The sequence below is a fragment of the Novosphingobium sp. PhB55 genome (assembly GCF_004368805.1).
Lineage (GTDB): Bacteria > Pseudomonadota > Alphaproteobacteria > Sphingomonadales > Sphingomonadaceae > Novosphingobium.
Genome location: NZ_SODQ01000007.1, coordinates 321,182 through 336,656, shown reverse-complemented (window position 1 = coordinate 336,656; position 15,475 = coordinate 321,182). Strand labels below are relative to the sequence as shown.

Below are 15,475 nucleotides of genomic sequence, written 5' to 3'. Positions count from 1 at the left end.
TCGCCGAACACGCCGCCGAAAGCCGACTCGCGCAATATCCCCGTTCCGGCGGGGCCGGCGCTTGCGCCCGCCCCGCGCAGCCCCTAAAGCGACGCCTTCAAAATTTCCCTGTCTTGCGGAGAGTATCGCAATGGCCACCGCGCCGCAGAATCCTGCCCTGCCCCTGTTCTACAAGGACCTCGTGCCGCTCAATTCGCAGCAGCACACCACCTGGAAGACCCGCTCGACCGACAAGGCGACCTGGCTCGTCGGCGTGAATTCGATTCCGCTGACCGTCGAGGAATTCCCGCAGGCGCAGCGCAACTTCCCGATCATCTTCACGGCAGGCGAAAATCCGGTCCCGCTGGTGCTGATGGGCATGAACGAAGGCGTGAACGTCTACGTCGACGAAGACGGCACCGTGAACACCCCGGTCTACATCCCGGCCTACGCGCGCCGCTATCCCTTCATGCTGGCACGCCTGCGTCCCGACGCCGAGGAACTGTCGCTCTGCATCGACCCGACCAGCGACCTGGTGGGTGAAGGCGACGAGGGCGAAGCCCTGTTCAACGGCACCGAGCCGACCGAAGCCACCACCAACATGCTCAAGTTCTGCGAGAACTTCGAGATCGCCGGCACTAAGACCGCCAACTTCATGGCGGAACTGGCCAAGCACAACCTGTTGATGGACGGCGAGCTGAACATCGATATCGGCACCGGCCAGCCCTTCACGTATCGCGGCTTCCAGATGGTCGACGAGAACAAGCTGCGCGAAATGCGCGGTGACGTTCTGCGCCAGTGGAACCAGAACGGCATGCTGCCGCTGATCTACGCCCACCTCTTCTCACTCGACCTCGTACGCGAGATCTTCGGCCGCCAGGTTTCGCAGGGCAAGGGCCCGCAGATCCTGCCGAGCGCCTGAGAACCAGCGGCTAAACCCGCTCGGAGCGGAGGTTTATGACAAATTTGTCACACCTCCGCTCCATTATGCGACGCTATCCAAACGCGCTCTTGCAAAACATATGTTGCGTACCCCATTCTAGGGGTTGAATGTGCGATCAGGCTTGCTATGTTAGGCTTACCTGATCGGCGCTACCCTCATGGCCCGGTCAGGCTGGTGCACATCGTGCACCTCCTCCCTGAACCTTGGCCACCTCGCGCATTGCGCGAGGTGGTTTTTTATGGGCTCAAGCGGTTCTGAAGACCGCATCGCCTGCGGGCATTTTCCAGATCCCAGATATATGCGGTTTCGGGCGTCGTTTAGGCTATTCGGCTGCCTGCGCCATACCCCTGCCCGAATCCTGCGCCAGCTCGCAGACGGTCGCAGCCAGTTGGCGTACCAGCGCTGACAGCAGTTCTATCATCGCCTCCATGCCCGGACCCGGCTCCAGCAGACGCGAATCGAGGTAGCAGCTACGGTCGATCTCCAGCTGCATGGCATGGATCGCCTCGGCAGGCCGCCCATGTCGCTCCAGCACATATCCGCCCGCGTAGGGACGATTGTGCGACGCCTCCCACCCATGATGCGCAAAGTGCGAGAAACAGGCTCCCACGAGGCTGCCGTGGCAACTGGCACCAAACTTGTCCCCCACCACGAAACGCACCGGCTCGGAGCCAAGCCGCGCCGCCAGCGGGGGCATGGAATGGAGGTCGAGCAGCAACGCCGCCCCCCAGCGCTCACGCAGGCCGCTCAGGGCGCTCGCCAGGGCCGCATGGTAAGGTTCATGCACCCCGTCGATCCGAGCCCTGAGATCGCTCTCCTCGAGGCGGCCGCGCCAGATCTCTCCGACACCGGGAAGACGGCGGGGTATCAGCCCCAGTCCGCTTCGCACCCGCCGACTCGGCAATCCGCGATGCCCAGCAGGGCGCGACGCGCGCGAAAACATGTCCCAGTCGACATCGTCGGGTGCGCGGTTGAGATCGATCATCGCGCGCGGCGCCTGCGCGAACAGCAGCGAAGCACCCGTCGCCCGCGCCACGCCCTTGGCGATGCGGTCGACAAGGCGATCCTCCAGCCTGATCGAGACGGTTTCCGGCTGCCGCATGTCCTTGAGAAGCGACGAAGGATAGGCCCGCCCCGCATGAGGCGCCGCGATCAGGACGGGAATGGCCGAAGGTTCGGGCGCCGATAGGACGAAAGCGGGAATGCCGGGAGCGCCGGGAATGCGGCCTCCGGCACCTTGTTGCGAATCATTCGCGCCCAATGGATCGATCATGCCCACTACGCTGGCCCTTTCCAGTCCCGCTGTCAAAGCGTCCCGATCCCGATCACTTCGTAATCCTAGCGAGAATTTTAACCAGACAGGGGTTATGGCTTGGAGCATAAGAGCGTGCGACGCGCCACCCGACGAATCTGGCCGTGGTTTGGCCCCGAATCTGGATATGAAAACGCGATGATCCGCATCCTGCTTGCCGAAGACGACCAGGCCATGCGCACTTATCTTGCCCGCGCGCTGGAAAACGCCGGTTATGATGTGCTGGCCGTCGATCGCGGCACCGAGGCCCTGCCTTATTTGGAAAGAGAACACTTCGACCTTCTGCTTTCGGACATCGTCATGCCCGAAATGGACGGAATCGAACTGGCGCAGCGTTGCGCCGAAGTTTCTCCGATGACCAAGGTGATGTTCATCACCGGCTTCGCCGCCGTGTCCCTGCGCGCCAGCCGTGAGGCGCCGCACGCCAAGGTCCTGTCCAAGCCTTTCCATCTGCGTGATATCGTTATGGAAGTTCAGCGCGTATTCGGCCTTTCGGAGCACGCGCGGCTCTGATCGAAACTATCCACAGGGCTATCGACAGGCCCAAAGAAGTTTTTTGAAAAAACCGGTTGCCAACCCTCGGGACCACCGTTAGAGGGCCACTCCACCGAGCGGCACACAATGCCGCAACGGACCGACCGAATGGTGTGGGCGTATAGCTCAGTGGTAGAGCACTATGTTGACATCGTAGGGGTCGCAAGTTCAATCCTTGCTACGCCCACCATTCGGACAGTCGGCCAGAACTAGGGCCGACCTTCCCCAAATCTCTACAATTTGACGGAACGCGGATTACCGCGGCAGCGGCCAGTCCGGTTCGCCCCGGACGATCGCCAGCGCGTAATGCGCGGCACGCAACTCCGCCCCCGCGCAAAGCGGGTGCCCTGCCCGACAGCGCCTTGCCAGCCGTGCCCCGCCTGCCTAAGAGACCCCCAATTTCTCACCTCCAGGGGAGTTTTCCGGAATGGCAAAAATCAAGGTCAAGAATCCCATCGTCGAGATGGACGGCGATGAAATGACGCGGATCATTTGGGAATGGATCCGTGAACGACTGATCCTCCCCTACCTCGACGTCGACCTCAAGTACTACGACCTCTCGGTCGAAAAGCGCGACGAGACCGACGACCAGATCACCGTCGACGCCGCGAACGCCACCAAGGAACATGGCGTTGCCGTGAAGTGCGCGACCATCACCCCCGATGAAGCCCGCGTCACCGAATTCAGCCTCAAGAAGATGTGGAAGTCGCCCAACGGCACGATCCGCAACATCCTGGGCGGCGTCGTCTTCCGCGAACCGATCGTGATCTCGAACGTGCCCCGCCTGGTTCCGGGCTGGACCGACCCGATCGTCGTCGGCCGTCACGCTTTCGGCGACCAGTACAAGGCCACCGACACCCTGATCCCGGGCGCCGGCAAGCTGCGCCTCGTGTGGGACGGCGAAAACGGCGAGAAGATCGACCTCGACGTGTTCGATTTCCCGGCTCCGGGTGTCGCCATGGCGATGTACAACCTCGACGAATCGATCCGCGACTTCGCACGCGCCTCGTTCAACTACGGCCTCAACCTGGGCTGGCCGGTCTACCTCTCGACCAAGAACACGATCCTCAAGGCCTATGACGGCCGCTTCAAGGACCTGTTCCAGGAAGTCTTCGACAACGAAGGCTTTGCCGCCAAGTTCAAGGACGCCGGCATCACCTACGAGCACCGCCTGATCGACGACATGGTCGCCTCGGCGCTCAAGTGGTCGGGCAAGTTCGTCTGGGCCTGCAAGAACTACGACGGCGACGTCCAGTCGGACACCGTTGCACAGGGCTTCGGCTCGCTCGGCCTGATGACCTCGGTCCTCCTCTCGCCCGACGGCAAGACCGTGGAAGCGGAAGCCGCCCACGGCACCGTGACCCGTCACTACCGCCAGCACCAGCAGGGCAAGGCCACCTCGACCAACCCGATCGCCTCGATCTTCGCCTGGACGCGCGGCATCGCCTATCGCGGCAAGTTCGACGAGACCCCGGAAGTCGTGAAGTTCGCCGAGACGCTGGAACAGGTCTGCATCGAAACCGTCGAAAGCGGCAAGATGACCAAGGACCTCGCGCTGCTGATCGGTCCGGACCAGAACTGGATGACCACCGAGCAGTTCTTCGAGGCCATCGTGCAGAACCTCGAAACCAAGATGGCTGCCTGGGCCTGAGCCTTTCGCATCCAAGCCCCGGGTCTTCGGACCTGGGGTACAAAAAACCCTCCGCCTTCGCAGGTGGAGGGTTTTTTCTTGTCCCTTCGAGCGGCGACGCCGCCTTGCGGGCTGTCGCTTATTCGAAGGGTTCTTCGCCTTCGAGCTTGGTGCGATGCATCATGCGGCCGCAAGTGGGGTCATAGGCCTCGGCCCGGTGCATGGTGCCGGTGTTGTCCCACATGACGAGATCGCCCACTTCCCACTCGTGGCTATAAGTGAACTCCGGCCCCGTCGCCCATTCGCGCAGACCATGGATGATCATCGCGCTCTCCAGCGCGGACTTGCCCACCACTTGCGCCGAAGTGCAGCCGATCACCAGGCTCTTGCGGCCAGACTTGTGCTTCCAGACGAGCGGCAGTTCCTGCTCACCGATCTGCGCATAGCCCTGCAACTTGGCGAGGCTAGGCTCGGGCTCGTAATAGAAGAGGCTGGCCCAGGGGCCGTGGATCATGCGGTACTGCTCGTATTCGGCCTGCTTGTCCGCCGGCAGTTCCTCGAAAGCGGCGTAAGTGTTCGCGAAGCCGGTGTTGCCCGTGCCGCGGGGGCTGGGCACGCGGCAAGACAGCAGCGAGGCCAGGATGGGCACATCGTTGCGGGTGCCGTCGATGTGCCAATAAAGCGAGCCCTTGAGGTACTCGGCGCTCATCGGGTTTTCCTTGGCGTCGAGGGTGATCTTCGAAATCACCTCCTCGCCGCCCTTCCGCTCGGGCGCGAACGTGCCGAGCGTCTTGGTGAAGGCGACCTGTTCCTCGTCGGTGAAATTCACTTGCGGGAACACGAGCACGCCGCGCGCTTCCAGCAGCTCGCGGATTTCGGTGGCCACCGTTCCGGCGAGCAGGTCTTCCCTGCTGTTGAGCACGCGGCTACCGATCTTCGGCTTGATCTCTTCGGCCTTCAGCCTGGTCTGGGTCTCGACCGACATCCTGGAATTCTCCCGTCATATTGGGCCCGCTGAATCAGCGGCTCACGAGAGTTCCAATATCACGGCCTGAACGCCTGTTCAAATCGGCGCGAGCGCGTAGCGGCGATGGATCGCCCTTGCGAAAGTCAGCCCGCGCCCTGCAGGCGGTCAAGCCAGGATTCGACGATGCGGCGCGCCTGTTCGTGGCCCATCTCGGCGCCCAGCCCTTCCTCCATCACGATGCAACGGCCGATACCGGCAAGGATCACGGTGAGCCCGGCCGGGTCGAAACCCTCCACGGCCTTCAGCCGATCGCCCAGCAGGCGCTCCAGGATCTCGACCTGGCGGCGGCGCATGGCGATGCTGTGCTCGGCCATCTTTTCGCGCACGGCCGGACGATGGTTGGCCAGGGCCATGAATTCGACGGACATGGCCGTCCGGCTGGTATCCACGAAGAACCCCCAGAGCGCCCGAACGGGATCGGCGGAGGCCAGGGCTTCCTCGATCATCTGGTCGCTGTCCGCCGCGCCCTGGCGGCACACTTCCAGAAGCAGATCGTCCGTGGTGGGGAAATAATAATGCACCAGCGACGGCTTGAGCCCTGCGCGCGCGGCCACGCGCCGCGTGCTGGCGGCGGCATAGCCTTCGTCCCGGATCAATTCCACGGTCGCCGTGACGATGCGCGCTCGCGTCGCGGATGTCTCGGCCCCTATCCTGCGCGCTGCGCCTGCCATCGGATTTCCCTTTGCTTGTCGGGCCTGCCTAGGGGCTGGCCGGAGCAATATCAACCGAACGGCTTCGGGTTGCATTTTGTTCTCTTTTTGTTCATACGAATCACATGCGAGTTCCTGGGCCAATCCAAAAAGGAAGAGGTGCCGTCAGCGGCCAGGCCAGCCGGCGTTTCAACCTGCCGCAGCGGGAGAGCGACGGAGACTGGATGGATGCCGCGGAAGAGATCGACGGTCCGGCGCGGCACCCGGCCACGACAGTTACCGAGGAGCATCCTCGCTCGATCCTGTCGTTCAACAAGTCTCCGGACATCCCTTTCGACCGCTCGATCAACGCTTACCGGGGATGCGAGCATGGCTGCATCTACTGCTTCGCGCGGCCGACCCACGCTTATCACGACCTTTCCCCCGGCCTCGATTTCGAAACGAAGCTCTTCGCCAAGCCGGATGCGGCACGGTTGCTGCGCCAGACTTTGGCGAAGCCTGGCTATCGCCCCGCTCCCATCGCCATGGGCACCAATACCGACCCTTACCAGCCGATCGAAAGCCGCTATCGGATCACCCGCAGTGTGCTCGAAGTCTGCCTGGAAACGCGGCATCCGGTAACGATCACCACCAAATCGGACCGGGTTCTGCAGGATCTCGACCTGATCGCGGAATTGGCCAGGCTGAAGCTGGTGGAAGTGGGCATATCGGTGACGAGCATGGATCCGAAGCTTTCGCGCCTGCTGGAACCGCGAGCGGCTGCGCCTGCCAAGCGCATCGCCGCGCTGGGGCGTCTGGCGGATGCGGGCGTGCCCGCCCACGTTTCGATTGCGCCGGTCATTCCCTCGATTACCGATCAGTTCCTCGAAGACATACTTCATGCCGCGAAGGATAAGGGTATCGACCGCGCGACATGGATCATGGTCCGCCTGCCCCACGAAGTGGCGCCCCTGTTCCGCGAATGGCTGGATGTGCATTTTCCGGATCGGGCGGGCAAAGTCATGGCCACGATCCAATCTCTGCGCGGCGGCCGCGACAACGATCCGGATTTCTTCACCCGCATGCGCCCCACCGGCGTCTGGGCCGATCTGTTCCGCAGGCGATTCAAGGTGGCGATGACCCGCATGGGATTCGCGAAACCGGCGATCCTGCTGGACAGCACGTCCTTCCGCCGGCCGTCGCTGGACGGTCAACTTTCGCTGCTATAGCCTTCGTTTCGAAATACAGGTGGAGGCTGATTCCATGTTGCTGGCAACTCTCGCTCTTTTTGCCACCACCGTCGCGCCGGCGGCTTCCACCCCAGCCGCTCCGCCTGCCTCTTCCTCTGCCCCAGCCACCCCTGTCGAGACAACTCGCACCGCAGCCGCACCAACGGCCTTCCGCGCACTTTCCTGCGCCCGGGGATGCCTTTCCGCTATCGAGGCGGTAACGTATGCCTCCTATCTCGGCGAAAAAGCCGGGGTGGCCGGCATGTTCGAAATGCCCGTCGTCGAAGTCGGGCAGCAGAACGGACTGTTCTACCTCAACTCCGAAGACGACTACCGCGACCGCAATTGCCTGACCGTGGCCATGACGCCTGCGGCTATGCAGGCCTTCATCGGCACGGTCGATCTCGACCAGGTCCGCAAGCGGCTTCAGAAGCGCCGGATCGTGGTGCGCGGAGTTGCCCAGCAGGTGCGGATCAACTTTTCCTCCGACGGCAGGCCCTCCGGCAAGTACTATTACCAGGTCCATGTCCGCGTCGGTGAAGCGAGCCAGGTGCGCGTGACCGTCTGAGGCGCTCCGCAACCGAAAACCATCCTCGCGCGTTCCCTGCCCAACGATAAAAATGGACAGGAGGCTGTCATGGCCGATGAAACCGTAACGACCGAACGCGCGCCCGAAGCTCCGACCACCACCACGACGATCATCCGCGAACGCGGATCATCGGGAGGAGCGACGGGCATCGTGATGGCGCTGATCCTGCTAATCGCGGTTGTCGGCGGCATCTACCTCTTCAGCAAGGGCACGCAGAGCGAAACCGCCAAGGACGATGCCATCACCGAAGCGGCCAACAATGTCGGCTCGGCCGCAAACAAGGTCGGCAACGCGGCAGAGAACGCTGCCGACAACGTCCAGAAGAACGACGGTAACTGAGGGATCCTGCTGAACGGTCAATCCGGCAGGCGATACCCCCGGAAGCGTTCGCGCAGGTCTTTCTTGCTGATCTTCCCGCTGCCGGTGTGGGGTATGTCGGACACGAATTCGATCGCGTCCGGCAACCACCACCTGGCCACCCGGCCCGCCAGGAATGCCAATAGCTGACGCTCGTCGATCGCGCTTTCCGGTCTGCGGATGACGACCAGCAGCGGCCGCTCGTCCCATTTTGGATGCGAAATGCCGATGGCCGCCGCTTCCATGACATCGGGATGCGCCACGGCGGCATTTTCGAGTTCGACCGAACTGATCCACTCGCCGCCGGATTTTATGAGATCTTTGGTGCGGTCCGTGATCCGCAAGGCGCCGTCGGGCTGGATCGCGGCCACGTCGCCGGTATCGAACCACTGATCGCTGTCTACGCAGTCCTCCTCGGCACCGAAATAGCGGCGTACGGTCCAGGCACCGCGCACTTGCAGGGCGCCGGACGATGCCCTGCCCTCCGCTCCGATGCCCCCTACCTCGATGCCGTCTGCCTCGCCGCCTGCCTCCTCCTCTCCGGCGAGAGGGACGATGCGGACTTCGCTGCCGTAGAGCGGGCGGCCCTGGAAGCTCTTGACCAGGACCTGCTCCTCGAAGGTCATCTCGTCCCATCCGGCCGGTTCGTAAGTGACCGTTGCGATCGGCGAGGTTTCCGTCATGCCCCAAGCCTGGACCACGCGCACGCCGGCACGCATCAGCCGCTCGACCACGCTCGGTGGTACGGCGGCGCCGCCCGAAAGGGCCTGGCGGATAGGCGGCATGTCCCTGCCCGTGCTGTCGAGGTGCGCGAACATCGAGAACCAGACCGTCGGTACCCCGGCCACATGGGTGACCGCTTCGTTTCGCAGGAGGTCGCAGAGCGTCTCAGCCTCGCTGGTCTGGCACCAGACCATCTTCGCGCCGACCGCAGCACAGGCCCAGGGCAGCCCCCAATCGTTCGCATGAAACATCGGCACCACCGGCAGGACGCAGGATCGCGGCTCCAGGGCCAGGCAGGACGGTGCAATGATCGCCAGGGTGTGGAGCACGTTGGAGCGGTGGGAATAGAGCACCCCTTTGGGATGCCCGGTCGTGCCGCTGGTATAGCACAGCATGCAGGCATCGCGCTCGGCTCCCGGCGTCCAGAGCGCCCGGCCGTCCTCCAGCCCGATCCAGTCATCGAAACAGGGCCCGAATGCCGCCGAATCGAAGCAGATGGCATGGGCGATGGAGGGGCACCGCGGCAGCAGGCGTTCGACGATGGACTGGAACGCCGCGTCGTAGATCAAGACGCGGTCGGATGCGTCGTTGACGATCCAGGCGAGCTGTTCCTCGAAAAGCCGAGGGTTGAGGGTATGGAGCACACAGCCCGCGCCGGTCACCCCGAACCAGGCCGCAAGGTGCCGCCCGTGGTTCATCGCCAGCGTCGCCACGCGGTCTCCGGGATAGATGTCCAGCCGCCGCAGCGCCTGCACCATCTTCAGGGCATCGTGCCTGATACCGGCCCAGTCCGTTCGGGTTTCGCTGCCGTCGACCCAGTGCGTGACGATCTCGCGCGTGCCGTGCTCGCGCGCGGCGTGATCGAGCAGCCCCGTAACGCGAAGGTCCCATTCCTGCATCGCCCCAAGCATCAGGTGCCCCCCTCTTCCTGCGGCTGCCCCCTGGAGGAAGGCCCGCCAAGGCAAAAGGTAGGTGCAGTTTGCCCCTGATAGCAAGCTGCCGCGACCGGCCGCGCGGCAGACGGACGGATCGAGGGGGTATGCGGTCAGGCCGCGCGGCGAAGGCCTTCCGGCCCCCTTCGTGCGATCAGCGACACGTTGGAGATCCCTGCCACACTGGCAAGGTGCTCGGCGAATTCGCCGTCGAGCGCGAAATCCCGTCCCAGCCGGACTTTCTGCCGGCGCCCCTCGCCCAGATCCAGCACTGCCACCACTTCACCGCAGCCCGGCGCTCCCGGCCGCATGAGCATCGCCAGTTCCTGCACGGCTTCCACCCGGTCTATGTCGAGCGTGAGCAGCATGCGGGCCCCCGCCTTCACTTCGTTGAGCGGCCGCGCGCCCCGCACCGTCACACGCGGCGGTTCGTCCGGGCTGGGGCTGTCGAGTTCGACATTGAGCAGCACGCATGCGCCCTCTTTCGACCATCTGACGAAGTTCTCGACCAGGCTTTCCTCGAAGCAGGAGGCAGAGAAATTGCCCGACTGGTCCGAGAAGTCGGCCATGACGAAGTCCTTGCCACGGCGCGTCTTCCGTTTCTGCACGTTCTCGACCATGGCCGCCATGACCGCATCCGTGCGCCCTGCCCCGCCGCCGTTCATGAGGCTGGAATAGGTCCGCGCCCCGTTGGCCGAGGCCACGGCGCGGAACTGCTCCACCGGATGAGCGGCGAAGTAGAAGCCGAAAGTCTCCCGCTCCTTGGCCATCTGGTCCATGCGGTTCCAAGGGTCCGCATCCACGAAGCGCAAGCCCTGCTCGACATGATCGTCCCCGCCGAACAGGCCATGCTGGGCGCTGTTCCGCTCTCGCGAGGAGCGATCCGCTTCCGCCAGCAGGGTATCGGCATTGGCCAGGACTTTGGCGCGATTCGGCTCCAGGGCGTCGAAAGCGCCGGCAGCGGCCAGGCTTTCGAGCTGGCGGCGATTCATCGAGCCGGCAGGTGCCCGCCTGAACACGTCGTCGAGGCTGACGAACTTGCCGTTCGCCTCGCGCTCGGCAACGATGGCGTCCATCGCCTTCTCGCCGACATTGCGAATACCCGCGAGGGCATAGCGCACCGCGTGGCTGTCCGGCGTTTCCTCCACGCAGAATTCGGCTTCCGACATGTTGATGTCGGGCGCTGCGAGCTGAATGCCGTTGCGCCGGGCGTCATCGACGAAGATCGCGAGCTTTTCCGACTGGTGCATGTCGAAGCACATCGAGGCGGCGTAGAATTCGTGCGGGTAATGCGCCTTGAACCAGGCGGTGTGATAGGCGAGCAGCGCGTAGGCGGCGGCGTGCGACTTGTTGAAGCCGTAGCCGGCAAACTTGTCGATCAAGTCGAACAGTTCGTTGGCCTTGCCCGCCTCGATCCCGGAAACCTCCTTGCAGCCATCGACGAAGCGCTGGCGCTGCTTGTCCATCTCCGCCTGGACTTTCTTGCCCATGGCGCGGCGCAGAAGGTCGGCATCGCCGAGCGAATAACCTGCCAGGATCTGCGCGGCCTGCATGACCTGTTCCTGATAGACGAAGATCCCGTAAGTCTCGCCCAGGATACCGGCCAGCTTGTCGTGCGGATACTCGATCGATTCGAGCCCGTTCTTGCGCCTGCCGAACAGCGGAATGTTGTCCATCGGGCCGGGACGGTAGAGCGAGACGAGCGCGATGATGTCACCGAAATTGGTGGGCTTCACGGCCGCCAGCGTGCGGCGCATCCCTTCCGATTCCAGCTGGAACACGCCCACGGTGTCGCCGCGCTTCAGCAGTTCGTAAACGGCCGCATCGTCCCAGGCGAGCGTCGAGAGGTTGATCGTGATGCCGCGCCGTTCCAGCAGGTCGCAGGCCTTCTTCAGCACTGAAAGCGTCTTCAGGCCGAGGAAGTCGAACTTGACGAGGCCAGTATCCTCCACCGACTTCATGTCGAACTGCGTCACCGGCATGTCCGAGCGCGGGTCGCGGTAGAGCGGCACCAGTTGCGCCAGCGGACGGTCGCCGATGACGACGCCCGCCGCGTGAGTCGACGAGTTGCGGGGCAGACCCTCCAACTGAACCGCCAGGTCGACCAGGCGCTTCACCTCGCGGTCGACATCGTATTCGCGGCGGAATTCCGCGACCGGCGGATCCTTGGTGACGCCATGCTGCTTGCGGCCATGCAGCGCATCGGTGAGCGTCCACGGGTCGGTCGGATGGTTCGGCACCATCTTGCAGAGACTGTCGACGCGGCCGTAGCCCATCTGAAGGATACGGCCGCAGTCGCGCAGCACGGCGCGGGCCTTCATCTTGCCGAAAGTGATGATCTGGGCGACGTGATCGTGCCCGTACTTGCGCTGGACGTAGCGGATCACCTCGCCGCGGCGGGTTTCGCAGAAGTCGATGTCGAAGTCCGGCATCGAGACGCGTTCCGGGTTCAGGAAGCGTTCGAACAGCAGGCCCAGCTTCAGGGGATCGAGGTCAGTGACGGTCAGCGCCCAGGCGACCAGCGAGCCCGCGCCCGAACCACGGCCCGGTCCCACCGGAATGTCGTTGTCCTTGGCCCACTTGATGAAGTCGGCAACGATCAGGAAGTAGCCGGGGAAGCCCATGCCGACGATGATCTGCACTTCGAAATCGAGGCGCTTGGCATAGTCGAGGAAATCCTCGGTGACGCCGCGCTCGGCCAGTTCGCGATAGGCAGCTTCGCGCTCTTCGCCCTGAAGGGCCATGGCGGCATCGAGTTCTTCCTCGGTAACGTCCGGCCAATAGGGCGCGAGACGGCTGGCAAGGCCGGCGCGGGAATTGTCCGCCAGCATCCGCGCCTCGCCCTCAAGGTCGCCGGCAAGGCTGGGCAGCAGCGGCTTGCGGCGCGGCGGCATGTAGGCGCAGCGCTGCGCGACGACGAGCGTATTGGCCAGCGCCTCCGGCAGGTCCGCGAACAGTTCCTGCATCGTCTCCGCAGGCTTGACCCAGCGTTCGGACGAGGACCGGGGACGCTCCGGCGCGTCGACTTGCGTGGAATTGGCGATGCAGAGCATCGCATCGTGCGCGGCGTGGAACTGCGCTTCGGCATATTGCGCGGGGTTAGTGCCGACGAGGGGAATATCGCGCGCATAGGCCAGCGCGATCAGGTCTTCCTCGCTCTCGTCCTCGACTTGCTCGCCGGTGCGGGTGATCTCGATATAGAGCCGGTCGCCGAACAGGGCTTGCAGGCTGTCGCAATAGCTTTCCGCGGCTTCGAACTTGCCCGCCGCATAGAGCCGGGTCAGCGCGCCTTCGCTGCCTCCGGTCAGACAGATCAGGCCATCGGTGTGGCCGCGCAGCGATTCCAGCGTGACATGCGGGTCGAGCTCCAGCGGACGCTCCAGGTGCGCGCGGCTGACGAGATCGCACAAGTTCAGCCAGCCGGCCTCGCTCTGGGCGAAGAGCGCGAGCCAGTCGATCGGCAGGTCCTGCCCCTGTGCCACCACCCCCGGCCGCGCGACGGCGAGGAAGGTGCCGACGATGGGCTGGACGCCGGCTCCCTTGCAGGCCTGCGCGTAAGTGGGGGCACCGTAGAGACCGTTACGATCGCAGATGGCGGCGGCCGGAAACTTGCGTTCCTTGGCCAGCTTCGCCGCGGCCTTGGGATCGATCGCGCCGTCCAGCATCGTGAAACTTGAGAAGATGCGCAGAGGTACGAAGGATGCATGGGCCATCCGGGGAATTTAGGCATTGCCCTATGCCCCGATCAAGGCGCGTCTGGGGATAAGCCGGGGGAAAGGGATCGCGATGGCTCCGAAACGGTCCGGTCTCGCGCCGGATGGCTGGATTCCGACGAGCGGGTACAGGCCCTGCTGCTGTCGGAGCGCCTTGAAAGTCGGGCGGAATCGCGTCATGTTCGGCCCGTTCCTGTCCTTGCCGGAAGTCCCGACCCGGTGTCTTCAAGAACCATTGATTCATGCACAACCCACGCCGTTTTCGGCGTTTTCGTCTTATGCCGGATCGGCTGTTCTGGAGACGTGTGAATGAAGTTCGCCTATCTCGCTTTCGTTCCCCTGCTGCTCGCACCGGAAGGCCTGCTGCCTCTGGAGTTCGCAGCCATGGCACAGCAGAATCGTCCCGGCGGATCGCAGGGCCAGGGCGCGCGGCCACCGTCGGGTGGTTCGAATCGCCCCTCTGGACCCGGCCAGCCCGGCGCAGGAGGAAGCCGCCCGCAGCCTCAACCGCAGCCTACCCGCCCCGGCGGCAACCAGACGCAGCCGAGTCGGCCCGGTGGCGGCAACGACAATCGGCCGGGACAACCGGGCGGCGGCAATCGACCGGGGCAACCCGGTGGAGACCATCGCCCCGGCCAGCCCGGCAATGGCAATCGCCCGGGACAGCCGGGTGGCAACTATCGCCCGGGCCAGCCGGGCAGCAGCTATCGCCCGGGTCAGCCGGGCAGCGGCAACCGCCCCGGCCAACCGGGCTATCCGCGTCCGCCCGTCGTCTCCCAGCCCCATCGTCCAGGCGCAGGAAGGCCGAGCACGTTCCGCCCGATGCGCGCGCCGCCGTACCGCTATCCGCGGGGCTACAGCTATCGGCGATGGACGGTGCGGATGGTCCTGCCGGCCATCTTCCTGTCCTCGGCCTATCTGTTCCAGGACTATTCGATGGTCGGCGTCGGCCCGCCGCCCCCGGGCTATTACTGGGTGCGCTACGGCCCCGACCTGCTGCTGGTGAACCGCACCACGCGCCGCGTGGTCGATGTGATCTACAACGCCTTCTACTATTGAGCCGGATGGCAGGACGAAAGAAGGCGCTGCTCGCTCAGAGCAGCGCCTCGATGTCCTTTTCCAGGCTCTCTGGCTTATCGGTGGGAGCGTAGCGACGCACGACCTTGCCGTCGCGGCCGATCAGGAACTTGGTGAAGTTCCATTTCACGGACTTGCTGCCGAGCAGACCCGGCGCTTCGCGCTTCAACCATGTCCAGATAGGCGCGGCATCGTCTCCATTGACGTCCACTTTGCCCATGAGCGGGAACGAGAGGCCGAAGTTCACTTCGCAGAACGAGGCGATGTCCTCGGCCGAGCCCGGTTCCTGCCCGCCGAACTGATTGCACGGAAAGGCGATGACCTCGAAGCCGCGGTCCCGATATTTCTGCCAGAGCGCTTCCAGTCCGGCATATTGCGGCGTGAAACCGCACTTGCTGGCCGTGTTGACCACAAGCAGCACTTGGCCGAGCCTGTCGGCGAGACTTACCGTCTCACCGCCGGGCAAGGCCACTTCGAAATCCGCAATCGTTCGGAGATCAGCTGGTGACGCCATGGGGGAAGTCCGTCCTTCGATAAAGACGGCGTATGTCCCCGATTTCCAGCAGCCTGTCACCGTCCTTCTGAACGGAATAATTCACCTGATCCGCCTCTGGGAGGTGCATCACGTAGCGAATCAGATTGGCCACCGTATCTCGGCGTATCGCCTTGAATACGTTGAACAGACCACTGCCATCAGTGGCCTTGTGCAGTTCCGCACCGTCGTTCCATCCGGGGCTGTCGCCAGCCGGAATGCCTTGGATGGTGGTGGGAAAGTCGCTCATATGTTGCTCCTTTCGCGCG

The 15,475-nt window shown here is 64.0% G+C and carries 14 protein-coding genes and 1 tRNA gene; 8 read left to right on the top strand and 7 right to left on the bottom strand.

Annotation, left to right across the window (positions count from 1 at the left end; genetic code table 11):
- Nucleotides 1-130 precede the first annotated feature (130 nt).
- Complete coding sequence (locus tag EDF57_RS19060) at nt 131-901, top strand: SapC family protein (protein ID WP_132263719.1); 771 nt, start codon at nt 131-133, stop codon at nt 899-901.
- A 343-nt stretch (nt 902-1,244) separates the two neighbouring features.
- On the opposite strand, the gene EDF57_RS19055 is transcribed toward EDF57_RS19060, so the two are convergent.
- Complete coding sequence (locus EDF57_RS19055) at nt 1,245-2,195, bottom strand: N-formylglutamate amidohydrolase (protein WP_134095361.1); 951 nt, start codon at nt 2,193-2,195, stop codon at nt 1,245-1,247.
- Nucleotides 2,196-2,372: 177 nt separating this feature from the next.
- Here EDF57_RS19055 and EDF57_RS19050 point away from each other — a divergent pair, with 177 nt between their 5' ends.
- The 3 genes from EDF57_RS19050 (at nt 2,373) to EDF57_RS19040 (ending at nt 4,419) form a co-directional block, all read left to right on the top strand.
- A complete protein-coding gene (locus EDF57_RS19050) occupies nt 2,373-2,747 on the top strand; it encodes a response regulator (protein ID WP_134095451.1) in 375 nt (124 codons plus the stop codon).
- A 136-nt stretch (nt 2,748-2,883) separates the two neighbouring features.
- Nucleotides 2,884-2,958, top strand: a tRNA-Val gene (locus EDF57_RS19045).
- 237 nt (nt 2,959-3,195) lie between these two features.
- A complete protein-coding gene (locus tag EDF57_RS19040) occupies nt 3,196-4,419 on the top strand; it encodes an NADP-dependent isocitrate dehydrogenase (protein ID WP_132263724.1) in 1,224 nt (407 codons plus the stop codon).
- A gap of 118 nt (nt 4,420-4,537) precedes the next feature.
- Here EDF57_RS19040 and EDF57_RS19035 read toward each other — a convergent pair whose 3' ends face one another.
- Together EDF57_RS19035 and EDF57_RS19030 are read right to left on the bottom strand one after the other, a co-directional pair.
- The gene (locus EDF57_RS19035) at nt 4,538-5,383 is read right to left on the bottom strand and encodes a TauD/TfdA family dioxygenase (protein WP_134095360.1); all 846 of its coding nucleotides are present in this window, start codon (nt 5,381-5,383) and stop codon (nt 4,538-4,540) included.
- Nucleotides 5,384-5,508: 125 nt separating this feature from the next.
- Complete coding sequence (locus EDF57_RS19030) at nt 5,509-6,096, bottom strand: TetR/AcrR family transcriptional regulator (protein WP_134095359.1); 588 nt, start codon at nt 6,094-6,096, stop codon at nt 5,509-5,511.
- 104 nt (nt 6,097-6,200) lie between these two features.
- Here EDF57_RS19030 and EDF57_RS19025 point away from each other — a divergent pair, with 104 nt between their 5' ends.
- From EDF57_RS19025 to EDF57_RS19015, 3 genes are all read left to right on the top strand, one after another.
- Nucleotides 6,201-7,283 (top strand): PA0069 family radical SAM protein, encoded by a 1,083-nt coding sequence (locus tag EDF57_RS19025; RefSeq protein ID WP_134095358.1) that lies wholly within the window; start codon nt 6,201-6,203, stop codon nt 7,281-7,283.
- A gap of 262 nt (nt 7,284-7,545) precedes the next feature.
- On the top strand, nt 7,546-7,851 hold the full coding sequence (locus EDF57_RS25585; RefSeq protein ID WP_166675307.1) for a hypothetical protein: 306 nt from the start codon (nt 7,546-7,548) through the stop codon (nt 7,849-7,851).
- Between the two features lie 69 nt (nt 7,852-7,920).
- Complete coding sequence (locus tag EDF57_RS19015; protein WP_132263733.1) at nt 7,921-8,211, top strand: hypothetical protein; 291 nt, start codon at nt 7,921-7,923, stop codon at nt 8,209-8,211.
- 17 nt (nt 8,212-8,228) lie between these two features.
- Here EDF57_RS19015 and EDF57_RS19010 read toward each other — a convergent pair whose 3' ends face one another.
- Both EDF57_RS19010 and dnaE read right to left on the bottom strand, forming a co-directional pair.
- Nucleotides 8,229-9,863 (bottom strand): long-chain fatty acid--CoA ligase, encoded by a 1,635-nt coding sequence (locus EDF57_RS19010; RefSeq protein WP_134095356.1) that lies wholly within the window; start codon nt 9,861-9,863, stop codon nt 8,229-8,231.
- A gap of 134 nt (nt 9,864-9,997) precedes the next feature.
- Nucleotides 9,998-13,597: a DNA polymerase III subunit alpha gene (gene dnaE, locus EDF57_RS19005; protein WP_134095355.1), complete on the bottom strand. Its 3,600-nt coding sequence runs from the start codon at nt 13,595-13,597 to the stop codon at nt 9,998-10,000.
- A gap of 309 nt (nt 13,598-13,906) precedes the next feature.
- Here dnaE and EDF57_RS26235 point away from each other — a divergent pair, with 309 nt between their 5' ends.
- On the top strand, nt 13,907-14,656 hold the full coding sequence (locus EDF57_RS26235; RefSeq protein ID WP_279587447.1) for an RcnB family protein: 750 nt from the start codon (nt 13,907-13,909) through the stop codon (nt 14,654-14,656).
- Nucleotides 14,657-14,690: 34 nt separating this feature from the next.
- On the opposite strand, the gene EDF57_RS18995 is transcribed toward EDF57_RS26235, so the two are convergent.
- Together EDF57_RS18995 and EDF57_RS18990 are read right to left on the bottom strand one after the other, a co-directional pair.
- Entirely contained in the window at nt 14,691-15,188 is a 498-nt protein-coding gene (locus tag EDF57_RS18995; RefSeq protein ID WP_134095354.1) for a glutathione peroxidase, read from the bottom strand.
- Entirely contained in the window at nt 15,172-15,456 is a 285-nt protein-coding gene (locus tag EDF57_RS18990) for a hypothetical protein (protein WP_132263740.1), read from the bottom strand. The genes EDF57_RS18995 and EDF57_RS18990 overlap by 17 nt, the downstream gene beginning before the upstream one ends.
- Between the last annotated feature and the right edge of the window lie 19 nt (nt 15,457-15,475).